The organism is Nocardioides islandensis (genome assembly GCF_015352455.1).
Classification (GTDB): domain Bacteria; phylum Actinomycetota; class Actinomycetes; order Propionibacteriales; family Nocardioidaceae; genus Nocardioides; species Nocardioides islandensis.
Map to the genome: position 1 here is coordinate 70,344 of NZ_JADKPN010000017.1, position 23,681 is coordinate 94,024.

Genomic DNA, 23,681 nt, shown 5'->3' on the forward strand with positions numbered 1-23,681 from the left:
CCCGAGACGCTAGGGCATGTCCCCCAAGTCGATGGCGACCGGGCTGACCGAGGTGATGCGGTGCACCGCGAAGGTGCGGATCTCCTCGCTGCGGTGGTCCAGCGCCGTCAACCAGCCGCCCTCGAGGCCCAGCGGGTCGACGATACGCTCGGTGCTCGCGCCGTGGTTGTCGACGTAGGCGATGAGCACCGACGCCCGGCCGGCCACCGCCTGGCGCAGCGCCGTCATCGAGTCGGTCGGCGTGAACGCCGGTAGGTCCGACGGGCGCTCGGCCACGGCCCGGTCGCCGGCCCGGATCGCGGCCACCACCCGGGCGAGGGACGCCGACTCGCGGGTCGCCCGCTCGGCCGACCCCCGCTCCTTCGGCGTGCGGGCGCGGAGCAGGTCCGAGCGCGCGACGTGGAGCGTGCCGTCCGGCGCCTCGACGGCCGGCGCGGCCCCCATCTCGCGCAGCCGCGGCAGCAGGATGTCGAGCGGGGTGCTGCTGACCAGGACCGTCGGCGCCAGCCGGCGCAGGCCGAGCGAGGCCGCCTGGGGGTGCGCCATCAGCTCGGAGAGCGCGGTCTCGTCGTCGGCGCGGATGAACGCCTCGGCGTGGCCGACCCGGACGGTGCCGAAGGTCCGCGCGGTGTCGTCGACGAGGTACGTCAGCGGCTGCGGGACCGGCGTCCGCGAGACCTCGGCGAGGAAGCCGTGCAGCTCCGCCGCGCTCCAGCCGAGGTCGAGCGCGCGACGTACGGAGTCGCGGGTGAAGCGGTAGACGGTCGCACCTCCCCGCGACTCGACCTGCGCGACCACCTGCAGCCGGCGGGCCAGGTCCGGCTCGAGCGGCCCCGGCGCGACGGCCGTGAGATCAGCCTGCAGGAGCACGTGGTCGACGGGTGCGGGCATCAGCGGCACCAGGGCCAGGGTCGCGCGGGCCACCTCGCCGTCGAGGAGGAGGCGCGCGTACGCCGGCACGCCGCCGAGGGCGACCAGGCCCAGGGTGGTCGCCTCGTCGAGGGCCCACACCGCCTGGTCCGCACGCGTACGCGGCCGGCGCGGTCGCAGCCAGGCCAGCCGCTCGACCAGGGTGGGCGGGCCGGTGCCCGTCGCGAGCACCTGCCCGTCGGGCAGGGCGGCGACCTCGGTGAGCACGGCTCGCCGGGTCTCCGCGGCGTGTGCGCTGGTGTTCTCCGGGGCCAGCGCCACCATCGCCCGTCCGGAGGCATCGCGGCGGCCGACCAGACCCGGCAACCGCGGGGTGCCGAGCCACGCCGTCGCCAGCGTCGCCCACCGCTCGGCGGCCGCCTGCCGGGTCCAGCCGTCGAAGGCGTCGGTGGGCGCGTACACGGCGTTGCCGTCCTCGTCGTAGCGCGAGGCCAGCAGCCGTGCCTCCGCGGCCACCTCGACGAGCAGGCCGGCCTGGCGCTCGTCGACGTGCAGGTGCGCGGCGGCCGCCTTCAGCTCGCGGACGCCCAGACCACCGGCCCGCAGCTCGCCGGGCGGCTGCGCGCCCCAGTGGTCCAGCAGCAGCTCGACCCGGCGCACGACGTCGAACGCGGCTCCGGCGGCCGTCCGCTCGACGAGCGCGGCGTCGCGGTCGGCGGTGGCCAGCGCCGGTACGTCGTCCACGGGCGCCACCGTCGTGTGGCCGCCGCGCAGCGCGACGCTCACCTCGCCGGGCACCCAGACCTGGCCGCCGGACCGAGGCACCAGCAGCTTGCGCGCCAGCAGCTCCTCGGCCGGTGTCGTGGCATCGTCGGGCAGCACGGTGTGCCGGGCCGACCCGGCGGTGGCCTCGCCGCCGCTCTGGTCGACGTGCTCGAGCAGCGCCCGCGCGGCCGGGCTGATCGCGGCCAGCCGCTCGGCGACCTCCTCGGGCGACGGCGCGTCGGGGGAGAACGGCCGCAGCCCGCCGAGCGAGGAGGACAGCGCGGTGCCGCGCGGCAGCTCGGCGATGCCGGCCACCGCGCGCAGGCCGCCGGTCGACTCCCAGGCCAGGCCGAGGTCGACCAGGCGCTCGACCGCCCGGCGTACGGCGTCGTCGGAGGCGTTGACCAGTGACACCAGATCGGCTTGGGTGGTTTGACCCGCGGCTACGAGGGCATCCACTACACAGAGCTCGAGCTTGGTGAGCAGGTCGAGCGCACGAGGCACGGACGACCGGGCCGCCGCTCGCGACGCGAGCTGGCCCGAGTCCTGAGGGGCAGGAGTGGCGAGATCGGGACGCTCGCGGAGCAGCCGGGAGAGCCGGTCGTCCGGCCAGCCTCGCAGCTGGTCGGCCAACGACCGGTTGCCCGTCCTGGGGGTCGATCTGGCCATCGCGACCACGCTACCGGGGCGTCCGGGACCGGTCCGATGAGTCGCGTCGAGCTGCACTACGGCGCGGCCACCGACGTGGGCCGTGTGCGCGAGGTCAACGAGGACTCGTACCTGGCCGCGCCGCCGGTGTTCGTCGTCGCCGACGGGATGGGCGGCCACGACGGCGGCGACGTCGCCAGCCGGATCGTGGTCGAGGAGTTCGCCCGGCTGGCCGAGGAGGGGTACGACCCACGACGCGGCAGCATCGCCGTCGCCGAGACCCTGGTCGCCTGCCACCGCCGGATCACCGAGTACGCCGAGGAGCAGTCGCGCCACACCGGCCGGGACTTCCAGGCCGGCACCACCGCCGTGGTCGCGCTGCTCGTCGAGGACGACGCGCAGGAGGGCGGCGCGCCGAAGTGGCTGCTGGCCAACGTCGGCGACTCCCGCATCTACAGGTTCGTCGACGGCGACCTCGAGCAGGTCAGCGTCGACCACAGCCTCGTGCAGGAGCTGGCCGACGAGGGCACGATCACGCGCGAGGAGATGTCCAGCCACCCCGCGCGGCACGTCGTCACCCGGGCCCTCGGCGGGCCCGAGCTCGAGGACGCCGACTACTTCCTGCTGCCGCTGGCCAGCGCCGAACGCCTGCTGCTCTGTTCCGACGGGATCAACGAGATGATCGGCGACCGGGAGGTCGCGGCGATCCTCGCCGACGCCACGGACCCGCGCGACGCGGCCGACCGGCTGGTCGCCGCGGCGGTCGCGGCCGGCGGGCGTGACAACGCGACGGCGGTCGTCGTCGATGTGATGGGATTGGAGAGCGAGAGCGGGTACGACTCCGAGCGCCAGCGCGTGAGTCTGGAGATGAAGCTAGGAGCCCGGCCATGAGGGACCTGCCGTGAGTGAGTCTCGTTCGTACCGCCCCGGCGACTGGTTCGGGGTGTTCGGCGAGCACGCGACCGTCGTCCTCCCACCCACCGAGAAGGCCCGGGTCGCCGCGATCTGGGCCCTGGTCGACGACGGCGCCGGCTTCGACGAGGTGCTCGACGCGCTGATCTCCGACGGGCTCCGCGAGCTGCCCGGGTTCGTGCTGGTCAGCGAGGACGACGGTGAGACCAAGGTCGTCATCCGCGGCGCCGCCAAGGCCGAGTTCACCTGCGGCGAGGAGACCGTCACGGTGGAGGGGTCCTCGGCGACGACCTGGGCCGAACGCTCGCTGCGTGACGTGCGCGCCATGCGCATCGAGGTCGCGGACACCGACGGCACCGACGACCTGCCCATCCCCGGCGGCCTGGTGCGGATCGGGCGCACCGACCGGCCGGCGTACGCCGCGGAGCCGGCCGCCCCCGAGCCCGCGCTCGATCCCGAGCCCACTCCCGAGCCGACCCCCGCGCCGGAGCCGACCCCGGAGCCGACCCCCGAGCCGGAGCCCTCGGCGGAGGAGGAGACGGCGTTCTACTCCGCGATCCCCGGCGCCGACCCGCTCGGCCTCGAGACGCCGCTCGACGACCCGCCCACGCACCGGCAGGAGCCCTCGCTGACCGAGCAGGCAGGCTGGGCCCAGCCGACGCCCCAGCCGACGCCCCAGCCGGTCCCGGCACCCGCGTCGGCGCCGTCACCCGGGTCGACCGAGCATGACGGGCACACCCAGGGCGGCAGCTGGGAGCCCGGTGAGCTCGCGCGCAGCCAGCCCGGCATCCCCGGTCAGCCGCCGGCGCCGAGCGTGCTGTCGGCCCCCGTCGCGAAGCTGACGTTCTCCAGCGGCGACGTCGTCGAGGTCGACCGGGCGGTGATCGTGGGCCGGGCGCCGGAGGCGCGGCGGTTCACCTCGACCGAGCAGCCGCGCCTGGTCACGGTGCCGAGCCCGAACCAGGAGATCTCCTCCACCCACCTGGAGATCCGTCCGGGCGCCGGGGCCGACCACGGGTCGGCGGTGGCCACCGACCTCGGCTCCACCAACGGCACCGTGCTCGTCCAGCCCGGCCTGCCGCCGGAGGACCTCCAGCCCGGCATTGCCGTCCAGCTCATCCCCGGCGCGATCATCGACCTCGGGGACGGCGTGACGATCCAGGTCGGCAACAGCTGAGCGAGCAGCCCGCCCACGACCGACCCGCCGCCGGCTACCCGGTGGCCGGGCTGGACCGGCGCTTCTACGCGTTCGTGATCGACCGGCTGGTCGGCTGGACGCTGATCGGGGCCGCCGGCTGGGCGGCATACGCCCTCTTCTTCCGCGACGACGCGGTCTGGGGCGGCGTCGCTCTCGTCGCCGGGGCGGTGCTGCTCGTGTGGCTGCTGTTCGCGGTCGCCCTCGGTGCCAGTGGCGCGACCCCCGGCAAGGCCGCCGTCGGGCTGCGGGTGGTCGGTGTGGGCACCGGGGCCCCCATCGGCGTGGGCCGCGCGCTGCTGCGAGGGCTGGTGCTCGGGGTGGCCACGATCCCGACGTTCGGCATCGGCCTGGCCACGCTGGCCTGGACCGCGCTCATGGACCCACGCCGACAGCGACGGGGCTGGCACGACCAGGTCGCCCGCTCGATCGAGGTGGACGTGCGGCCCGAGCCGGTCGAGGTCGACCGGGCGCACAGCGGGCCGCGGCACGTCGTCAACCTGACCGCGATGCGCCTGGTCCCGGCTCCGCCCGCCCCGCAGCCCGAGGCCCCCCGTCGAACACCGCGGGCCGCACCGACCCCGTCCACGGTGCCGGTGCCGCAGCCGCAGCCCCCGGTGCCCGTACCGGCCGGCGTGGCTGACGCCAACCGCACCGCCCGCAGGGCTCCCGTCGTCGCGCCGACCGGGCCGCCCTCGGGGTGGGTGCTCACGTTCGACACCGGCGAGCGGGTCCCCGTCGACGGCCTGGTCCTCGTGGGCCGGCGTCCGGAGGGCCGCGGCGGCGAGACCGTGCGCCGCCTCGTCGCCCTCCCCTCCCCGGACATGTCGCTGTCGAAGACGCACGCGCAGGTGGGGCTGGCCGGCGACGGCGCGCTGGTCGTGATGGACCGCGGGTCCACCAACGGCTCGGTGCTGGTCCGCCAGGGTGTCTCGCGACCGCTGTCCGGCGGCAAGCCGGCCACCTTGCTGGACGGCGACGTGGTCCGGTTCGGCGACCGCACCATGCGGGTCTCCCGCGAGGGATGAGTGCGGGCGTAGGTTCCCAGAGTGGAGTCCTACGCGGCCGGCGAGACCGACACCCCGCTCCTCGAGGAGACCATCGGGGCGAACTTCGAACGCACCGTCGCGGCGTACCCGGATCGCGAGGCGCTGGTCGAGGTCGCGTCGGGACGACGCTGGACGTGGACCGAGCTCGACTCCGATGTCGACGACCTCGCCCTCGGCCTGCTCCGTGCCGGGATCACCAAGGGCGACCGGGTCGGCATCTGGTCGCCCAACTGCGCCGAGTGGACGATCGTCCAGTTCGCGACCGCGAAGATCGGCGCGATCCTGGTCAACATCAACCCGGCGTACCGGACCCACGAGCTGGCCTACGCGCTCAACCAGTCGGGCACGAAGCTGCTGATCTCGGCGCCGGAGTTCAAGACCAGCGACTACCGGTCGATGGTCGCGGAGGTCCGCGACCGGGTGCCCGTCGAGCAGGTCTGGTTCCTCGGTGACCAGGAGTGGACCGACCACAACGTCCACGACCCCGGCATCACGCTGGCCGAGGCGCTCACCTACGAGCTGGACGCGCACGACCCCATCAACATCCAGTACACGTCCGGCACCACGGGCTACCCCAAGGGCGCGACGCTGTCGCACCGCAACATCCTCAACAACGGGTACTTCGTCACCGAGACCATCAACTTCACCCACGAGGACCGGCTCTGCATCCCCGTGCCCTTCTACCACTGCTTCGGCATGGTGATGGGCAACCTCGGCTGCTCCACCCACGGCGCGACGATGGTCATCCCCGCGCCCGGCTTCGACCCCGAGACGACCCTCCGCACGATCGCCGAGGAGCGCTGCACGGGCGTGTACGGCGTGCCCACGATGTTCATCGCCATGCAGAACCACCCGACGTTCCGCGACCACGACCTCTCGACGTTGCGCACCGGGATCATGGCCGGCTCCATCTGCCCGGTCGAGGTGATGAAGCGCTGCATCTCCGACATGCACATGGAGGAGGTGTCGATCGCCTACGGCATGACCGAGACCTCGCCCGTCTCCTGCCAGACACGGGCCGACGACGACCTCGACCGGCGTACGGCGACCATCGGCCGCGCCCACCCGCACGTCGAGATCAAGATCGTCGACCCCGACACCGGCGCGACCGTCGGGCGCGGCGAGACCGGCGAGTTCTGCACCCGCGGGTACTCCGTGATGCTCGGCTACTGGGACGACCCCGAGAAGACCGCCGAGGCCATCGACGCCGACGGCTGGATGCACACCGGCGACCTCGCCGAGATGCGCGAGGACGGCTACTGCAACATCGTCGGCCGCATCAAGGACATGGTCATCCGCGGCGGCGAGAACATCTACCCGCGCGAGATCGAGGAGTTCCTCTACCAGCACCCCGACATCGAGGACGTGCAGGTGATCGGCGTCCCGGACCAGAAGTACGGCGAGGAGCTGGCCGCCTGGGTCAAGATGAGGGCCGGCGCGGAGCCGCTCGACGCCGACGCCGTCCGGGCGTTCGCGACCGGCAAGCTCGCGCACTACAAGATCCCGCGGTACGTCCTGGTCGTCGACGAGTTCCCGATGACCGTGACCGGCAAGATCCGCAAGGTGCAGATGCGCGAGGAGACCGCCGAGCAGCTCGGCCTCTGAGGTCCCACCCGAAGCCGCCTCCTAGGCTCGCCACCGTGACACGAACGGGACTCGTCCTCGGCGGTGGCGGCGTCACCGGCATCGCCTGGGAGGTCGGGCTGCTCGCCGGGCTGAGGGACGGCGGCGCGGACGTCAGCGGCGCCGACCTGGTGGTCGGTACCTCGGCGGGCTCGGCCGTCGGGGCGGTGGTGGCCAGCGGGGAGGACCTGGAGGAGCTGTACGCCGAGCAGACCAGCCCGCCGTCGAAGGAGGACGCGGGTGGGGTGTTCGGGACGCGCGAGGCGGTGACCCTGCTCGGGCTGATGCTGCTTCCGGGCAACGGTCGCGCGAAGCGGCGCCGGATCGGCCGGGCCGCGCTGAGGGCGCACCCCGGGCCGGCCGACGACCAGGTCGCGGTGTTCGCGAACCGGTTGCGCCTGCCCGACGGGTCCCTCCCGTCCTGGCCCGAGCGCGACCTCAAGATCACGGCGGTGGACGCGGACAGCGGGTCGTTCACCGTGTTCGACCGGCACGGCGACGTCGACCTGGTGCACGCGGTCGCCGCGAGCTGCGCGGTCCCGCTCGTCTGGCCGCCCGTGGAGATCGGCGGCCGCCGCTACGTCGACGGCGGGATGCGCTCCGCGGCCAACGCCGACCTGGCGACCGGCTGCGACGTCGTGCTCGCCGTGGTGCCGCTGTGGCGCTCGTTCGGCAAGAAGCACTCGATGCCCGAGCAGCTGCGGCGTACCGGCGCCCGCCGGACCGCCTGGATCGCGCCCGACGAGCCCTCGCTGCGGGCGATCGGCCGCAACGTCCTGGACCCCGCGATGCGGATGGGCGCGGCACGCGCCGGGCGTGAGCAGGGCCAGCGGATGGCCGCGGAGGTCAGCGAGGGCTGGGCCTGATCGGATCGGGTCAGCGCGCGATGACGACCGGCACGCGCACGCGGTTGCCGTTGGCCCCGCGCCAGATGACGTAGCCGTCGTCGATCGGCTGCGCTCCCGCCGGCCCGTTGACCGTCACGGTGAACGTCGCGCTCTCGCCGGGCGCCAGGCTGAACGCCGCCGGGGTCACCGAGACGTCGTACCTGCTGAAGCCACGCGCCGCCGAGGAGTAGTACATGCCGCGGGTGCCGACGTTGGTCACGGTGCGGGTGACCGTGCCGGTGCCGTGCAGCAGCAGCGACGGGGTGTTGAGGTCGGTCGCCGCCAGGTCGCCGTCGAGCCACGCCCGGTAGTCGCCGGGCGGCACGGCGAACGCCAGGCCCGGCCGGTCGGCGGCGCGGGCGCGGGTGCGGCCGGCGCCGAGGCGGATCAGCGACGGGTCGCCCTCGACGTTGCCGGCGGTGGTGGCCAGGGCCGAGCGGACCTCGGCGGCCGTCCAGTCGTGCCGGCTGATCAGGGTGGCCGCGATGCCCGAGGTACGCGCCGCGGCGACCGACGTGCCGGAGCCGAGGTCCCAGCGCCGGCCGTACGGCGACGGCGGGGTGGCCCCGAGCACGCCGACCGCCGTGCCCACGACGTCGGGCTTGAGGAACGACGCGGTCGGGTCGCCCGCGCTGCTCCACGCGACCAGTCGGTCGGGCGTGCGGCTGACACCGTCCGGTCGCAGTGACAGCCGGCCACGCGGGTGCTCGCGCAGCCAGGCGCGCAGGAGCCGGCCGTCGTCCTTGGCCAGGTGGACGGTCGGTACGGCGTGGAAGTCGGCGGCCACCTGCCCGCGCGTGACGTTCAGCAGGATCATCCCGGCGCCGTCGGCACGATGGACCGCGGCGGACTTGTCGACGCGGCCGACCTGACCTCGCTCGCACACCACGATGCGGCCGGCCACTCGTCCCGCGTCCAGGCTGCCGGGCAGGCAGTACCGCGAGTTGTCGGGGGTGCTGCCGGCGGCGGGCACCCGGGCGCCCAGCACGACGCGACGCGGATGGGTCGCGCGACGCGCGGCCATGGCGCCCGTGAGCCTCAGCCCGGCGCCGGTCACCTCGCCGCGGCGGGTGACGCCGGTGGTGCCGCCGACCGAGGTGACCCACGGGGAGGCGTGCGCGGCGTACTCGCGCGTGCCGGCGTTGCCCGAGGCGCCCACCACGACGATGTCGGCCTCGGCCGCGCCGAGGAGGGCTCGCTCCACGGTGTCGACCGCGCGGCCGCCGTCGACCGAGAGGTTGAGGACGTCCACGCGGTCGGCGACGGCCCGGTCGATGGCGGTCACCAGGTCGGCGCTCGCGCAGCCGTCGTCGCGGGGGTCGGGGGCGGTCCAGCACGCCTTGTACACCGCCAGCCGGGCCTGCGGGGCCGCGCCCGAGTAGGTGCCCGCTCGCTGGCCCGGGACATGGACGCTGACACCGCTGTTGCCGGCGGCGATCGACGCGACCAGCGTGCCGTGGCCGCTGTCGTCGAGGGGCGAGAGGCTGGCACCGGTGCGCAGGCGGTCGGCGCCGAAGCCGTCGACGTACCAGTGCGCCCCCACGATCTTCCGGTCACAGACCTCGGTGGCCCAGCCCGGACCGGAGGCGCAGGAGCCTCGGAACGCCGTGGGCGCCCGGCCCAGCCCGCGGACGTCGGCGAACAGCGGGCTGTCGGGCCACAGGCCCGAGTCCACCAGGCCGATGACGGTGCCGGCCCCGCCGAGCCCGGGCACGTCCTGGACGCCGAGGCCGGCCGGGGCTCGGACGCCGGCGAGCCGGCGGACCCGGTTGCGCTCGACCGCGGCCACCGAGGGGTTCTCCGCGAGTGCCCGGGCCTGGCTGCGGGTCAGCCGGACGGCGTAGCCGTTGAGCGCGGTCGTCCAGCGGTACACCGGCGTGGCCGCGCCGACGGCCGCCAGCGTGGCGTCCTGGGCGGCCGTCTCGGCCAGCCGCACGTCGTAGGCGGGGGTCCCGGACCGGTCACCGGCCGTGCCCGGTCCCACGAGCGTGACGAGGTACAGGTCGGTGCCGTGGTCCCGGGTGCTCTCCGTGGCGGACGCGGTGACGGCCAGGCTTCCGCTCGCCAGCAGGGCGGCAGCCGTCAGCGCTCCGGCGAGCGCGCGTCGGGAGTACCAGGACCTGGTCAAGCGTCCATGGTGTCAGAGCCTGCCCAGGAGCGGCGCTCCTAAGGTGGGCCCATGTCCCTCGTCGTCGCCTTCGACCTCGACATGACGCTCATCGACACCGCGCCCGGGATGTCCACGACCCTCACGGCGCTGGCCGACGAGCTCGGCGTCGACCTGCCCGTCGAGGAGCTCACGGCGCGGCTGGGTCCGCCGCTGGACGTGCTGCTCGACGGGTACGTCCCCGCGGAGCAGATGAGCGCGGCGGTCGACCGGTTCCGCGTCCTGTACGTCGAGCACGCGATCCACGCCGTCGAGGCCTTCCCGGGGGCGGCCGAGTCGATCGCCGCCGTACGCCGCCACGACGGCCGGGTCCTCGTCGTCACGGGCAAGTACGAGCCGAACGCCCGCCGCCACGTCGAGCACCTCGCCCTCGACGTCGACCTGGTCCACGGGATGGTCGTCGGACCAGGCAAGGCCGACGTGCTGCGCCGCGAGGGTGCCTCGATCCTGGTCGGCGACCACGTCCACGACGTCGAGGGCGCGAAGGCGGCCGGCGTGGTCAGCGTGTCGGTGCTGACCGGCGGCTGCACCGAGGAGGAGCTCGTCGAGGCGGGCACGGACGTGGTGCTCGCCGACCTCACCGTCTTCCCCGACTGGCTGGACGCGTACGTGAGCGTCTGACGGCACGCCAACCCGTTGGCGGTGATCAGGGTGGGCCGCCTAGGCTTCCGAGGGCCGCAACGAGCGGCTCCCCCCACAGGTTCCGACGAAGGACGTGCCCTCGTGCCCACTGGCAAGGTGAAGTGGTTCGACGCCGAGAAGGGCTTCGGCTTCCTCTCGCAGGAGGAGGGCCCCGACGTCTACGTGCGCAGCGACGCCCTGCCCGAGGGGACCACCTCGCTCAAGCCCGGCACGCGGGTCGAGTTCGGGATCGCCCAGGGCCGCCGTGGCGACCAGGCGCTGCAGGTGCGGGTGCTCGAGGCGCCCGCGTCGGTGTCGCGCAACCAGCGCACCGCCCAGCGGAACGCCCAGCGCAAGAAGCCCGAGGAGATGGTCACGATCGTCGAGGACCTGATCCGGCTCCTCGACGAGGTCGGCGAGGCCTACCGCCACGGCCGGCACCCGGACCGCCGCACGGCAGCGCCCACCGCCAAGCTGCTGCGCGCGCTCGCCGACGAGCTCGAGTCCTAGGGCCTGCTCATCGGCTGGGTGTCGACCTCGCTCTGGTCGACCCGGGTCACGGCGGTGCCGGCCCCCGCGCGCTTCTTGGGCACGGTCGTCAGCACGAACCCGGTCCACGCGGTCACGACCACGAACGCCACGAACAGCCCCAGCCGGGGTGGGTCCAGCGGGATCGCGATGCCGACGAAACCGCCCAGCACCCACGCCAGCTGGCACGTCGTGTCGCTGCGTCCGAACGCGCTGGCCTGCACGCGCGGCGGGATGTGCCGCTGGATGGTGGCGTCCAGGGAGAACTTGGAGATCGCCTGCGACAGTCCGGCGACCAGCCCCAGGAGGGCCAGCGTCCAGACGCCGTAGAACAGCGCGGCCAGCAGTGCGGCCGCCGCGTCGGCGACGAGCGCCAGCACGACCGCGACCATCGGCGTGACCTTGCGCAGGCCGGAGGCGGCCAGCGTGCCCAGGACCCGGCCGAGGCCGGCGGCGCCGACGACGATGCCGATCATCACGCCCGCGCCGAACGCGCTGTCGGGCCGCACGTCCTCGTTGCGCAGCAGGAAGGCCACGAACATCAGCAGGAAGCCCGACATGAACCACGGCCCGCAGTTCGCCCGGAGCGCGAACGCGACCGGCGCCGGGATCGGCGTCCGTGTCCGGCCGCGGCGCGAGGTGCTGCCCGTGCGCCAGCTCATCTCGCCCTCGCCCTCGCTGGAGTCGACCTTGGCCGGCAGCCGGATGGCACAGATGGTGGCGATGACGAACAGCAGGAAGGCGTAGCGCAGCGACCACTCCGACCCGAACAGCGAGGCCAGGCCGGCCAGCGGGGCGGACACCGACGCCCCGACGATGCCCGACAACGAGACCCGGCCGTTGGCCTTCACGAGGGTGAAGTCGGCCGGCAGCAGGCGAGGTACGGCGGCGGCGCGGGTGACGCCGTACGCCTTGGACGCCACCAGCACGCCGAGCGCGGAGGCGAAGACGAGCGCGGACCCGCTGTCGACAGACGAGGCGAGCACCCAGCAGAGGAAGGCCCGCAGCGCCATCGTGCCGCCGATGGCCCAGCGCCGGCCGTGCGCGAACCGGTCGAGGAAGGGCCCGATCAGCGGCGCCACGACCGCGAACGGCAGCATCGTGAGCGCGAGGAAGAGGGCGACCTGGTCGCGCGCCTCGCCCGACGGCACCTTGAAGAACAGGCTGCCGGCCAGCGAGATGGCCACCGCCGCGTCGCCGGCGGTGTTGAACGCGTGCATCTCGATCAGCCGCGAGAGCCCCGAGCGGTCGGCGCCCTGGGCGTTGGCGGCGCGGCGCGCCTGCCGGAACGTGAACCGGCTGAACTTGCCGGTGCCGCGCGCGAACCCCGCGACGCCCCGGCCGGTGACCTTGGCCCCCGTGCCGATGGCGCGGCCGACCCGCCGGGCGCGGTCGCGCCCGGTCGGCGTACCTCCCCCGGCGGTGCTCATGTGCCTATCCTGCCGCGACCGACCCACCATTGGCCCGATCTGACGACGGACGCCCCGATGAGTGATGATGAGCCGGTGAACGCGGCCCAGGGAACGGCACTGAAGACCGCACCGACGGTGCGAGCCAAGCCCGACTCCGTGGCGATGGCTGCGGTGGACACGGCGCGCGACGCCCTCCTCGAGGACGTCGACGCCGCGGACGTCGGCGACCACCTCGGCGCGGTCGTCGAGGGCGAGCGTCTGGTCACCCACCAGTTCGCGTGCACCCGGCGCGGGTACGCCGGCTGGCGCTGGTCGGTCACCGTGACGCGGGCGAGCCGGCAGAAGACCGTCACCGTCTGCGAGATCGTGCTCATCCCCGGCGACGAGGCGATCGTGGCCCCCGAGTGGGTGCCCTACCGCGAGCGGATCCAGCCCGGCGACCTCTCGCCCGGCGACCTGCTGCCCGTCTCCGACGACGACCCGCGGCTGGTGCCGACGTACTCCTTCGGCGACGACCCGCTGGACACCGACGAGAAGGCCCAGGTACGCCGCGTCGCCTCCGAGCTCGGCCTCGGCCGCGTCCGCACCCTGTCCGTCGAGGGCCGCGACCTGGCCGCCCAGCGCTGGTACGAAGGCGACGGCGGCCCCACGTCCCCCCTCGCCCAGGCCGCGCCGGACACCTGCCGCAGCTGCGGCTTCCTCATCCGCATCGCCGGCCCGCTGGCCGACTCCTTCGGCGTGTGCGCCAACGGCGACGCCAACGACGACGGCCGGGCGGTGTCCCTCGACCACGGCTGCGGCGCCCACTCCGAGGTACGCCTGGCCCGCAAGCACGAGCCCCAGCCCCTGCCCGACCCCGTCCACGACACCCTCACCGACGACGAGTTCGAGGGGTTCTAGAACGTGCCCGCTGGTCGAGGAGGTTCCGCTAGGAACCGTCACGAGACCCGGTGACCGGACCGCGTACCTCTCACCGGGTCTCGTGACGGTCGCTGCGCGACCTCCTCGACCAGCGCTGGCCTAATTCCGGTACGGGCGTCCCTCGGCCCGCGCGGCCCGGCGGCGCCGGCAGTACTCGAGGCCGAAGAGGCCGAGTCCGGAGCCGGCGAGGCAGGTCCACAGCCACCAGGTGCGGTCGGCGTCGGCGAGCGCAGACCAGAAGGGGAGCAGGCCGAGGAAGGTGAGGAACCAGATCGCCAGGCCCACCTGGACGGTGCGCACGCCGTCGACGTCGAGGGGCTCGACGTTGGCGACGAAGTACGTCCGGTTGCCGATGTCGTGCTGGATCGGCTCGGGCAACGGCTCCACACCGGCACGCTAGCCGACGTACTCCCGGACGCGCTCGCCTAGTGCCATGCTGCGTTCGTGAGCAACCAGAATGCAGCTGGCGGCAAGCAGGAGACACGGAGCGAGGCGCCCCGGCGGGGCGGGCTCGACGGCTACTTCAAGATCAGCGCGCGAGGCTCGACCATCGAGCGCGAGGTGCGCGGCGGGGTGGTCACCTTCTTCACGATGGCCTACATCATCGTGCTGAACCCCCTCATCCTCGGCTTCGCCCAGGACGCGGACGGCAACTTCCTCGGCGGCGGCGACGGCCCGAACCTCCCGGCGATCGCCGCCGGCACGGCTCTGGTGGCCGGCGTGATGACGATCCTGATGGGCGTCGTCGCCAACTACCCGCTCGCGCTGGCCACCGGCCTGGGACTCAACGCGTTCATCGCGTTCGCGGTCGCCAGCCAGATGACCTGGGCCGACGCGATGGGCCTGGTCGTCATCGAGGGCGTGCTCATCCTGGTGCTGGTGCTGACCGGTTTCAGGCAGGCGGTGTTCGACGCCGTACCCGCCCAGCTCAAGATCGCCATCTCCGTCGGCATCGGCCTCTTCATCGCGCTGATCGGGTTCGTCGACGCCGGGTTCGTACGCCGGATCCCGGACGTCGCCGGCACCACGGTCCCCGTCCAGCTCGGCCCCGACGGCCAGCTCGCGGGCTGGCCGACGGTCGTGTTCGCCGTCGGGCTGGCACTCGTCGTCGCGCTGTGGGTGCTGCGCGTCAAGGGAGCGATCCTGATCTCGATCCTGGCGACGACCGTGCTGGCGATCATCGTCGAGGCGATCGGCGACCTCGGGTCCAGCGTGGACAGCCCCACCGGCTGGAGCCTCAACATCCCGACCCTTCCCGACAAGGTGATCGACATCCCCGACGCCTCGACGCTCGGCGAGTTCAACCTGCTGGGTTCGTTCGACCGGGTCGGCGTCGTCGCTGCGTTGCTGCTCATCTTCACGCTGATGCTGGCCGACTTCTTCGACACGATGGGCACGATGACCGCCATCGGCGCCGAGGCGGGCCTGCTCGACGACGACGGCAACCCGCCCGACGTGCAGAAGATCCTCATCGTCGACTCGGTCGCCGCGGCCGCCGGCGGGCTGGGCGGCGTCTCGTCGAACACCTCCTACATCGAGTCCGCGTCCGGTGTCGGGGAGGGCGCGCGCACCGGCCTGGCCTCGGTCGTGACCGGCGTGCTGTTCCTCATCTCGATCCTGCTGTCGCCGGTGGTCGACGTGATCCCGAGCGAGGCCGCCGTCCCAGCCCTCGTGCTCGTCGGGTTCCTGATGATGCAGCAGGTCAGGGGCATCGACTGGGACGACCTGGAGATCGCCATCCCGGCGTTCCTGACGATCGTGCTGATGCCGTTCACCTACTCCATCACCGTCGGCATCGGCGCCGGCTTCCTCGCCTACGCGCTGATCCAGCTGTTCCGCGGCAAGGCCCGGAGCGTGCACCCGCTGCTGTGGGTCGTCGCGGTGCTGTTCCTGGTGTACTTCGCGATCCACCCGGTCACCGAGCTGCTGACCTGACGCTGCCGCCGGGCGTCGCCCGGACAACCGTCGCCGAGGAATCGTTAGCACGGCTAATGAGTTATGCTAACGACATGCCCACCGTCGAGAAGGCCGCCCGGAGCGACTCCGGGCTCGCGAGCGAGCTGCGCATCTCCGTGATGCGGCTCCGGCGACGCCTGGTGGCCGAACGGCACCCGGACAACGAGCTGAGCCTCAGCCAGATGGCGGTGCTCGGCCAGCTCTACCGCAACGGGGACCTGACCGTCGGCGACCTCGCGACCGCCGAGGGCGTCCAGCCGCCGAGCATGACGCGCACGGTCAAGACCCTCGAGGCGCGCGGCTACGTCGCCCGCCGCAAGCACGACACCGACGGCCGCCAGGTCGTCATCAGCCTGAGCGACTCCGGCCTCGCCTCGGTCCGCGCGGACCGCGCCCGCCGCGACGCCTGGCTGTCCCGCCGGCTGGCGGAGCTGACGCCCGAGCAGCGGGCCGTCCTCCGGCAGGCCGCCCCGATCATCGACTCCCTCTCCCGCAAGGACTGATACCGACGTCACCGACCTTCAAGGCGTTGCACAACCCGAACTACCGCAAGTACGCCGCGGGCAGCGTCGTCAGCAACACCGGCACCTGGATGCAGCGCGTCGCCCAGGACTGGCTGGTGCTCCAGCTCACCGGCAGCGGCTCGGCGCTGGGCATCACGACCGGCCTCCAGTTCCTGCCGGTGCTGCTGCTGTCGCCGTACGCCGGCGTGATCGCCGACCGCTTCCCCAAGCGGCGGCTGCTCCAGCTGACCCAGCTCACCATGGCCGCGGCGTCGCTGGTGCTCGGCACGATCACGGTGCTCGGTGTGGTGCAGGTGTGGCACGTGTACGTCCTGGCCTTCGTCTTCGGCATCGGGTCGGCGTTCGACGCCCCGGCCCGCCAGTCGTTCGTCTCCGAGATGGTCGACCAGGACGACCTGACCAACGCCGTCGGTCTCAACTCCGCGGCGTTCAACGTCGCCCGGATCATGGGTCCCGGCCTGGCCGGCCTGATGATCGGCGCGCTGGGCAGCGGCGCGGACGCGACCGGCTGGGTCATCCTCATCAACGCCGTGTCGTACGCCGCCGTCATCACCCAGCTCCAGCGGATGGACGTCTCGCTGCTGCACAGCCCGAAGCCGGTCGCCCGCACGCCGGGCATGCTCCTCGACGGGGTCAGGTACGTCCGGAGCCAGCCCAAGATGCTGATGGTCCTGGTGCTGGTGTTCTTCGCCGGCACGTTCGGCATGAACTTCCAGATCACCTCCGCCCTGATGGCGACCCAGGTCTACGGCAAGGGCGCGGGCGAGTTCGGGCTGCTCGGCTCGTTCATGGCGATCGGCTCGCTGGCCGGCGCCCTGATGGCGGCCCGGCGGTCCCGGATCCGGGTACGGCTGCTGGTGCTGGCCGCCCTCGGGTTCGGCAGCGCCGAGATCGCCGCCGCGCTGATGCCGACGTACGTCGCGTTCGCCGTCATGTGCCCGCTCATCGGCTTCTGCACGATCACGCTGCTCAACTCGGCCAACGCCACCATGCAGCTCGAGTCCGACCCGGCGTACCGCGGCCGCGTCATGGCGCTCTACATGACGATCGTGATGGGCGGCACGCCCATCGGCTCGCCGGTCATCGGCTGGGTCGGCGAGACGTTCGGCGCCCGCTGGACGCTCATCCTCGGCGGCGTCCTCGTCATCGTCGGCGCCGGCCTGGCGAGCTCGGTCCTGGCCCGCAGCAACGCGCGCGCCGCGGAGGAGAAGGACCTTCACCCCGCGTTTTGACCCTGTTTGGCGCGCGAGAGTAATCTCAACCTTTGTGTCTGGGACGACCAGACCGTTGTGCGTGCCCGCGTGACCTGGGCGTTTCCGGCTCAGAGGCTCGTGCGGTGCCCACCATCACAGGCACACCAGTAGTAGCAGCACGATCGTGCCCGGCAAGGCGCTGGGTACTGAGAGCAGAACAGAAAGGGAACCACCCAGGTGCCCACCATCCAGCAGTTGGTCCGCAAGGGCCGCCAGGACAAGGCGTCGAAGACCAAGACGCCTGCCCTGAAGGGTTCTCCGCAGCGCCGCGGCGTCTGCACCCGCGTCTACACGACCACCCCGAAGAAGCCGAACTCCGCCCTCCGCAAGGTCGCCCGCGTGCGCCTGTCGAGCGGCGTCGAGGTCACGGCGTACATCCCGGGCGTCGGCCACAACCTCCAGGAGCACTCGATCGTGCTCGTCCGCGGCGGCCGGGTGAAGGACCTCCCCGGTGTCCGCTACAAGATCATCCGCGGCACGCTCGACACCCAGGGCGTGAAGAACCGCAAGCAGGCCCGCAGCCGTTACGGCGCGAAGAAGGAGAAGAGCTGACATGCCGCGCAAGGGACCCGCGCCCAAGCGGCCGATCGACATGGACCCGGTCTACGGGTCGCAGCTGGTGAGCCAGCTCGTCTCCAAGGTGCTCATGGACGGCAAGAAGCAGGTCGCCCAGCGCATCGTCTACACCGCCCTCGAGGGCTGCCGCGAGAAGACCGGCATTGACCCGGTGGTCACGCTGAAGCGTGCGCTGGACAACGTGAAGCCGGCCATCGAGGTCAAGTCCCGCCGCGTCGGTGGCGCGACCTACCAGGTCCCGATCGAGGTCAAGGGCACGCGTGGCACCACGCTCGCGCTGCGCTGGCTGGTCGGCTACGCCCAGGCCCGCCGCGAGAAGACCATGCACGAGCGCCTCATGAACGAGATCCTCGACGCCTCCAACGGCCTCGGCGCCGCTGTGAAGAAGCGCGAGGACACGCACAAGATGGCCGAGTCGAACAAGGCCTTCGCCCACTACCGCTGGTGACTTCCATCAGTACGCCGGCCCGACCGGCCGGCGTACTGAGGGGTGCCAGTTTCACCCACTCTTCTAAGGAACGCTGACAGTGGCTGTCGACATCACCACGGACCTCAACAAGGTCCGCAACATCGGCATCATGGCGCACATCGACGCCGGCAAGACCACCACCACCGAGCGCATCCTGTTCTACACCGGCATCACCTACAAGATCGGTGAGGTCCACGAGGGCGCAGCCACGATGGACTGGATGGAGCAGGAGCAGGAGCGCGGCATCACCATCACGTCCGCCGCGACGACCTGCTGGTGGAAGAACCACCAGATCAACATCATCGACACCCCTGGTCACGTCGACTTCACCGCCGAGGTCGAGCGCTCGCTGCGCGTCCTCGACGGCGCGGTCGCCGTCTTCGACGGCGTGGCCGGCGTCGAGCCGCAGACCATGACCGTGTGGCGTCAGGCCAACAAGTACTCCGTGCCCCGGATGTGCTTCGTCAACAAGCTCGACCGCACCGGCGCGGACTTCTTCCGCTGCGTGAACATGATGGTCGAGCGGCTGAACTCCACCCCGCTCGTGCTGCAGCTGCCGATCGGCGCCGAGCACGACTTCCTCGGCGTGGTCGACCTGGTCCAGATGCGGGCCCTGACCTGGCGTGGCGAGACCACGATGGGTGAGGACTACACCATCGAGGAGATCCCGGCCGACCTGCAGGCGCAGGCCGACGAGTACCGCGAGAAGCTGCTCGAGACGCTGGCCGAGGCCGACGACGACATCATGGAGAAGTACCTCGAGGGCGAGGACCTCTCCGTCGACGAGATCGAGGCGGCGATCCGTCGCGCCACGCTCGCCGACAAGCTCAACCCGGTGCTCTGCGGCACCGCGTTCAAGAACAAGGGCGTGCAGCCCCTGCTCGACGCGGTCGTCAAGTACCTGCCGTCGCCGCTCGACATCGACGCGATCGTCGGCCACAAGGTCAACGACGAGGACGTCAAGGTCGAGCGCAAGCCCGCGGACGACCAGCCGTTCTCCGGCCTGGCCTACAAGATCGCGAGCGACCCGCACCTCGGCAAGCTGATCTACGTGCGCGTCTACTCCGGCAAGCTCGAGGCGGGCGCGACCGTGCTCAACTCGGTCACCGGCCGCAAGGAGCGGATCGGCAAGGTCTACCAGATGCACGCGAACAAGCGTGAGGAGATCGCGTCGGTCGGCGCCGGCCAGATCGTGGCCGTCATGGGTCTGAAGGACACCAAGACGGGCCACACGCTGTGCGACATCAACAACCCGGTCGTGCTCGAGTCGATGAGCTTCCCCGCCCCGGTGATCGAGGTGGCGATCGAGCCCAAGACGAAGAGCGACCAGGAGAAGCTCGGCACCGCGATCCAGCGGCTCTCCGACGAGGACCCCACCTTCACGGTGAAGGCCGACGAGGAGACCGGGCAGACGATCATCGCCGGCATGGGCGAGCTCCACCTGGAGATCCTCGTCGACCGGATGAAGCGCGAGTTCCGCGTCGAGGCCACCGTGGGCAAGCCCCAGGTCGCCTACCGCGAGACCATCAAGCAGAAGGTCGAGAAGCACTCCTACACCCACAAGAAGCAGACCGGTGGTTCGGGTCAGTTCGCGAAGGTGCTCATCAGCATCGAGCCGAGCATCGACCCCGAGACCGGTCTGGGTGCCGGCTACGAGTTCGTGAACAACGTGTCCGGTGGTCGCATCCCCAAGGAGTACATCCCCTCGGTCGACCAGGGTGCCCAGGACGCCATGGAGTTCGGCGTGCTCGCCGGCTACCCGATGGTCGACGTGAAGGTCTCGCTCGAGGACGGCGCGTACCACGACGTCGACTCCTCCGAGCTCGCCTTCAAGATCGCCGGCAACCAGGCGTTCAAGGAGGCCGCGCGGATGGCCAAGCCCGTCCTGCTCGAGCCCATGTTCGCCGTCGAGGTGACCACGCCCGAGAGCTTCCTCGGCACGGTCATCGGCGACATCAACAGCCGTCGCGGGCAGATCCAGGCCCAGGAGGAGCGTCACGGTGACATGGTCATCAACGCCCTCGTGCCCCTGTCCGAGATGTTCGGGTACGTTGGCGACCTGAGGTCGAAGACCTCCGGCCAGGCGTCGTACTCGATGGAGTTCGACTCGTACGCCGAGGTCCCCGCGGGCATCGCCGACGAGATCGTCAAGAAGGTCCGCGGCGAGTAGCTCTCGTCCGGATCCTCGGCATTCATCAGTCCTACGAGTCAACAAGTAATCACAACCAGGAGGAGCCCCAGTGGCTAAGGCGAAGTTCGAGCGGACCAAGCCGCACGTGAACATCGGCACGATCGGGCACATCGACCACGGCAAGACCACGCTGACCGCGGCGATCACCAAGGTCCTGCACGATGCGCACCCGGAGTTGAACCCGTTCACGCCGTTCGACGAGATCGACAAGGCGCCCGAAGAGCGTCAGCGCGGCATCACGATCTCGATCGCTCACGTCGAGTACCAGACCGACGCGCGCCACTACGCGCACGTCGACTGCCCCGGTCACGCCGACTACATCAAGAACATGATCACCGGCGCGGCCCAGATGGACGGTGCGATCCTCGTGGTCGCCGCCACCGACGGCCCGATGCCGCAGACCCGTGAGCACGTGCTGCTCGCCCGCCAGGTCGGCGTGCCCGCCCTGGTCGTCGCGCTGAACAAGTGCGACATGGTCGACGACGAGGAGCTCATCGAGCTCGTCGAGATGGAGGTGCGCGAGCTCCTCTCCGAGTACGAGTTCCCGGGCGACGACATCCCCGTCGTGCGCGTGGCCGCGTTCCCGGCGCTGAACGGCGACGAGAAGTGGGGCCAGTCGGTCCTCGATCTCATGAACGCCGTCGACGAGTCGATCCCGACCCCCGAGCGTGAGACGGACAAGCCGTTCCTCATGCCCGTCGAGGACGTCTTCACGATCACCGGTCGCGGCACGGTCATCACCGGCCGTATCGAGCGCGGCATCGTGAAGGTCGGCGAGGAGGTCGAGATCGTCGGCATCCGCGAGGGCTCGCAGAAGACGACCGTCACCGGCGTCGAGATGTTCCGCAAGCTGCTCGACGAGGGCCAGGCCGGCGAGAACGTCGGGCTGCTGCTCCGCGGCACCAAGCGCGAGGACGTCGAGCGCGGCATGGTCGTGATCAAGCCCGGCACGACGACCCCGCACACCAACTTCGACGCGAACGTCTACATCCTGTCGAAGGAGGAGGGCGGCCGTCACACGCCGTTCTTCAACAACTACCGTCCGCAGTTCTACTTCCGGACCACCGACGTGACCGGCGTGGTGACCCTCCCCGAGGGCACCGAGATGGTCATGCCCGGTGACAACACCGAGATGGCCGTCGAGCTGATCCAGCCGATCGCCATGGACGAGGGTCTGCGGTTCGCGATCCGCGAGGGTGGCCGCACCGTCGGCGCCGGTCGGGTCACCAAGATCACCAAGTGATCTAGCGCTTCACATGCGAGGCCCCGCTTCCCGTCAGGGAGGCGGGGCCTCGTCGTGTCGCATGGTGGTCGAGCCGGCGTCGAGACCTCGCCACCTGTCGGCGGTCGTCTCACCGGGTCTCGACACGCTCCGTCGCGCCCTCGCAGGCTCGGGCGCGGTCGCTGCTCGACCACCGACGATCGGGTCCGCTGGCGCGTCCCCGATCATGCCGCCGGTCGGTGTCGCATCACCAGGCCGGCGGTGGCCAGCAGGTGCTCGACGCGCATCCGCTCGGCGTCGCGCTCGGTGCCGGGCTCGAGGTCGAGCAGGTCGGTGCTGATGTCGAGGGCGCGGCAGCCCTCGTCCAGCGCCTCGTCGTAGGCCCGGCGCAGCGCCTCCGACTTCACCCACGAGCGGCCGGGGTGGCCACCGTGGTAGCCACCGCCGAGGCGGCGGATGTTGTGCGCGATCTCCTCGATGGGGCGGCTGGTCGGCAGCTCCATGCGGCGGCGGCGCAGGCGACGCCGCAGGGCCGGGACGCCCTTGTCGCCGACCCAGCCGATGATCGACGGGGAGCTCAGCAGCAGCCGCAGCATCACGGCGCTCGCGAAGCTGAGCGCGACGACGATCGCGATGCCGAGCACCACGCCGCCGTTCATGGATCGACGGTAGGCCTGCCCACCGACGCCCACAACCGGAATGGCTGACAGGGTGGGTCCGTGGTCAGCTTCACCCGCGCCGAGCTGGCGTCGTACCGCGGCGTCGAGGTGCCCGACCTGGTCGGCCCCGGCACGAGGTTGCTCTTCGTCGGCATCAACCCGGGCCTGCGGACAGCGGCGACCCAGACCCACTTCGGCAACCCCGCCAACCGCTTCTGGCCGGCGCTGCTGAAGGCCGGGATCGTGGAGGATCCGGTCGACGTGCGCGACCCGATGACGGACGCCGACCGGGCGGCGCTGCTCGAGCGCGGGATCGGCATCGCCAGCCTGGTCCGCGGCGCGACCGCCCGTGCCGACGAGCTCACCGCCGACGAGCTGCGCGAGGGCGGCCGGCGGCTGCTCGCGCTGGTGGAGGACGTGCGGCCGCGCGTGGTCGCGATGCTGGGCATCACGGCGTACCGCACCGCGTTCGGGAAGCCGAAGGCCGCGCCCGGTCGTCAACCCGAGCCGATGGGCCCCGCCGAGCTCTGGGTGGTGCCCAATCCCAGCGGCCTCAACGCCCACGAGACGGTGGACTCGCTGGCGGCGGCGTACGCCGGTCCGGCGCGTGCCGCCGGGATCATCCGGTGAGCTCGCCCGTCGCCGGGTCGCGGTCGGTGACGCAGTAGGGGAAGCCCGCCGGATCGTTCAAGACCGTCCAGAACTCCTCGTCGGCGACGTGCGTGGCACCGAGGTCGAGGTGACGGCGTACCTCGGCCGTTCGGTCGGACGTACCGACGTCGAGGTGCGCCCGGAGCGGGTCGTTCGTCCCCACCCGCTGCAGGAGCAGCTCGAGCGGGTGCGGGCCTCCGGGGATGCGCACCCAGGTGAACTCGGGTCGGCGGTCGAACGGCTCCAGGGTCCCGCCGGTCATCCGCGACCAGTCCTCCGCGCCGTGCTCGTAGTACCAGTCGTGGGGCCGGTCGACGCAGATCTGGTAGACCCGCGTCCGAAGGACCCCGGGGAACGAGGCGGGCGGCGGCACAGGTGGCTCCGGGATGTCGCGGACGACCTCGACCTTGACGCCCGGACCGCCACTCCAGTCGTACGGCGGGTCCGGCATCTGCACCGTCAGGTGCGGCGGCAGCGGGCCGCCCACGACCCCGGTCCAGAAGGCCGTCTCGCGCTCCAGGTCGGCGTGGACCACCTCGACGCGCGCCTTGATCCACACCACGCCCCGAAACTAGTGCCCCT

General features: G+C 72.0%; 22 protein-coding genes. 16 read left to right on the top strand and 6 right to left on the bottom strand.

What is annotated here, in order from left to right:
- Window positions 1–9 precede the first annotated feature (9 nt).
- The gene (locus tag ISU07_RS21265; protein ID WP_194708848.1) at window positions 10–2,304 is read right to left on the bottom strand and encodes a helicase C-terminal domain-containing protein; all 2,295 of its coding nucleotides are present in this window, start codon (window positions 2,302–2,304) and stop codon (window positions 10–12) included.
- Between the two features lie 36 nt (window positions 2,305–2,340).
- On the opposite strand from ISU07_RS21265, the gene ISU07_RS21270 reads away from it, so the two are divergent.
- Genes ISU07_RS21270 through ISU07_RS21290 form a run of 5 tightly spaced genes read left to right on the top strand, consistent with a single transcriptional unit; the run spans window position 2,341 to window position 7,928 of the window.
- Window positions 2,341–3,174: a PP2C family protein-serine/threonine phosphatase gene (locus ISU07_RS21270; protein ID WP_194708849.1), complete on the top strand. Its 834-nt coding sequence runs from the start codon at window positions 2,341–2,343 to the stop codon at window positions 3,172–3,174.
- Between the two features lie 10 nt (window positions 3,175–3,184).
- Window positions 3,185–4,372 carry an FHA domain-containing protein gene (locus ISU07_RS21275; RefSeq protein WP_194708850.1) on the top strand — a complete coding sequence of 396 codons (1,188 nt, stop codon included), beginning with the start codon at window positions 3,185–3,187 and terminating at the stop codon, window positions 4,370–4,372.
- Between the two features lie 41 nt (window positions 4,373–4,413).
- The gene (locus tag ISU07_RS21280) at window positions 4,414–5,418 is read left to right on the top strand and encodes an RDD family protein (RefSeq protein WP_194708851.1); all 1,005 of its coding nucleotides are present in this window, start codon (window positions 4,414–4,416) and stop codon (window positions 5,416–5,418) included.
- Between the two features lie 21 nt (window positions 5,419–5,439).
- Window positions 5,440–7,044, top strand: a complete 1,605-nt coding sequence (locus ISU07_RS21285) for an AMP-binding protein (protein WP_194708852.1) — start codon at window positions 5,440–5,442, stop codon at window positions 7,042–7,044.
- 35 nt (window positions 7,045–7,079) lie between these two features.
- Complete coding sequence (locus ISU07_RS21290) at window positions 7,080–7,928, top strand: patatin-like phospholipase family protein (protein WP_194708853.1); 849 nt, start codon at window positions 7,080–7,082, stop codon at window positions 7,926–7,928.
- A 10-nt stretch (window positions 7,929–7,938) separates the two neighbouring features.
- Here the strand turns inward: ISU07_RS21290 and ISU07_RS21295 are convergent, their stop codons facing one another.
- Window positions 7,939–10,077 (bottom strand): S8 family serine peptidase, encoded by a 2,139-nt coding sequence (locus tag ISU07_RS21295; protein WP_194708854.1) that lies wholly within the window; start codon window positions 10,075–10,077, stop codon window positions 7,939–7,941.
- A gap of 51 nt (window positions 10,078–10,128) precedes the next feature.
- Between ISU07_RS21295 and ISU07_RS21300 the strand changes: the two genes are divergently transcribed.
- Window positions 10,129–10,737: an HAD family hydrolase gene (locus ISU07_RS21300; protein ID WP_194708855.1), complete on the top strand. Its 609-nt coding sequence runs from the start codon at window positions 10,129–10,131 to the stop codon at window positions 10,735–10,737.
- 102 nt (window positions 10,738–10,839) lie between these two features.
- Entirely contained in the window at window positions 10,840–11,247 is a 408-nt protein-coding gene (locus ISU07_RS24970; protein WP_194708856.1) for a cold-shock protein, read from the top strand.
- Here ISU07_RS24970 and ISU07_RS21310 read toward each other — a convergent pair.
- The gene (locus ISU07_RS21310; RefSeq protein WP_194708857.1) at window positions 11,244–12,695 is read right to left on the bottom strand and encodes an MFS transporter; all 1,452 of its coding nucleotides are present in this window, start codon (window positions 12,693–12,695) and stop codon (window positions 11,244–11,246) included. The two genes, ISU07_RS24970 and ISU07_RS21310, sit on opposite strands and share 4 nt — an antisense overlap.
- Window positions 12,696–12,752: 57 nt before the next feature.
- Here ISU07_RS21310 and ISU07_RS21315 point away from each other — a divergent pair, with 57 nt between their 5' ends.
- Window positions 12,753–13,577 carry a DUF3027 domain-containing protein gene (locus tag ISU07_RS21315; RefSeq protein WP_194708858.1) on the top strand — a complete coding sequence of 275 codons (825 nt, stop codon included), beginning with the start codon at window positions 12,753–12,755 and terminating at the stop codon, window positions 13,575–13,577.
- A 120-nt stretch (window positions 13,578–13,697) separates the two neighbouring features.
- Here ISU07_RS21315 and ISU07_RS21320 read toward each other — a convergent pair whose 3' ends face one another.
- Entirely contained in the window at window positions 13,698–13,985 is a 288-nt protein-coding gene (locus ISU07_RS21320) for a DUF2530 domain-containing protein (protein ID WP_323742745.1), read from the bottom strand.
- Window positions 13,986–14,042: 57 nt separating this feature from the next.
- Between ISU07_RS21320 and ISU07_RS21325 the strand changes: the two genes are divergently transcribed.
- The 7 genes from ISU07_RS21325 (at window position 14,043) to tuf (ending at window position 21,810) form a co-directional block, all read left to right on the top strand.
- Window positions 14,043–15,533 carry an NCS2 family permease gene (locus tag ISU07_RS21325; RefSeq protein ID WP_194708859.1) on the top strand — a complete coding sequence of 497 codons (1,491 nt, stop codon included), beginning with the start codon at window positions 14,043–14,045 and terminating at the stop codon, window positions 15,531–15,533.
- A gap of 74 nt (window positions 15,534–15,607) precedes the next feature.
- Entirely contained in the window at window positions 15,608–16,057 is a 450-nt protein-coding gene (locus tag ISU07_RS21330; RefSeq protein WP_228522346.1) for a MarR family winged helix-turn-helix transcriptional regulator, read from the top strand.
- Window positions 16,058–16,083: 26 nt separating this feature from the next.
- The gene (locus ISU07_RS21335; RefSeq protein WP_228522347.1) at window positions 16,084–17,310 is read left to right on the top strand and encodes an MFS transporter; all 1,227 of its coding nucleotides are present in this window, start codon (window positions 16,084–16,086) and stop codon (window positions 17,308–17,310) included.
- Window positions 17,311–17,508: 198 nt separating this feature from the next.
- A complete protein-coding gene (gene rpsL / locus ISU07_RS21340; protein WP_194708861.1) occupies window positions 17,509–17,883 on the top strand; it encodes a 30S ribosomal protein S12 in 375 nt (124 codons plus the stop codon).
- 1 nt (window position 17,884) lies between these two features.
- The gene (gene rpsG, locus ISU07_RS21345) at window positions 17,885–18,355 is read left to right on the top strand and encodes a 30S ribosomal protein S7 (RefSeq protein WP_194708862.1); all 471 of its coding nucleotides are present in this window, start codon (window positions 17,885–17,887) and stop codon (window positions 18,353–18,355) included.
- A 79-nt stretch (window positions 18,356–18,434) separates the two neighbouring features.
- Window positions 18,435–20,546 (top strand): elongation factor G, encoded by a 2,112-nt coding sequence (gene fusA, locus ISU07_RS21350; protein ID WP_194708863.1) that lies wholly within the window; start codon window positions 18,435–18,437, stop codon window positions 20,544–20,546.
- A 70-nt stretch (window positions 20,547–20,616) separates the two neighbouring features.
- Entirely contained in the window at window positions 20,617–21,810 is a 1,194-nt protein-coding gene (tuf, locus tag ISU07_RS21355; RefSeq protein ID WP_194708864.1) for an elongation factor Tu, read from the top strand.
- Window positions 21,811–22,013: 203 nt separating this feature from the next.
- Here the strand turns inward: tuf and ISU07_RS21360 are convergent, their stop codons facing one another.
- Window positions 22,014–22,448, bottom strand: a complete 435-nt coding sequence (locus tag ISU07_RS21360; protein ID WP_194708865.1) for a hypothetical protein — start codon at window positions 22,446–22,448, stop codon at window positions 22,014–22,016.
- Between the two features lie 60 nt (window positions 22,449–22,508).
- Here ISU07_RS21360 and ISU07_RS21365 point away from each other — a divergent pair, with 60 nt between their 5' ends.
- Window positions 22,509–23,078, top strand: a complete 570-nt coding sequence (locus tag ISU07_RS21365; protein ID WP_194708866.1) for a mismatch-specific DNA-glycosylase — start codon at window positions 22,509–22,511, stop codon at window positions 23,076–23,078.
- Here the strand turns inward: ISU07_RS21365 and ISU07_RS24975 are convergent.
- Window positions 23,068–23,661 carry a VOC family protein gene (locus tag ISU07_RS24975; RefSeq protein ID WP_194708867.1) on the bottom strand — a complete coding sequence of 198 codons (594 nt, stop codon included), beginning with the start codon at window positions 23,659–23,661 and terminating at the stop codon, window positions 23,068–23,070. The genes ISU07_RS21365 and ISU07_RS24975 overlap by 11 nt on opposite strands.
- Window positions 23,662–23,681 lie beyond the last annotated feature (20 nt).

Bases quoted from the DNA above. Each gene is read 5' to 3' on its own strand.
- ISU07_RS21265 (WP_194708848.1), bottom strand. From the start codon at position 2,304: ATGGCCAGATCGACCCCCAGGACGGGCAACCGGTCGTTGGCCGACCAG.
- ISU07_RS21270 (WP_194708849.1), top strand. From the start codon at position 2,341: ATGAGTCGCGTCGAGCTGCACTACGGCGCGGCCACCGACGTGGGCCGT.
- ISU07_RS21300 (WP_194708855.1), top strand. From the start codon at position 10,129: ATGTCCCTCGTCGTCGCCTTCGACCTCGACATGACGCTCATCGACACC.
- ISU07_RS21310 (WP_194708857.1), bottom strand. From the start codon at position 12,695: ATGAGCACCGCCGGGGGAGGTACGCCGACCGGGCGCGACCGCGCCCGG.
- ISU07_RS21315 (WP_194708858.1), top strand. From the start codon at position 12,753: ATGAGTGATGATGAGCCGGTGAACGCGGCCCAGGGAACGGCACTGAAG.
- ISU07_RS21330 (WP_228522346.1), top strand. From the start codon at position 15,608: ATGCCCACCGTCGAGAAGGCCGCCCGGAGCGACTCCGGGCTCGCGAGC.
- rpsG (WP_194708862.1), top strand. From the start codon at position 17,885: ATGCCGCGCAAGGGACCCGCGCCCAAGCGGCCGATCGACATGGACCCG.
- ISU07_RS21360 (WP_194708865.1), bottom strand. From the start codon at position 22,448: ATGAACGGCGGCGTGGTGCTCGGCATCGCGATCGTCGTCGCGCTCAGC.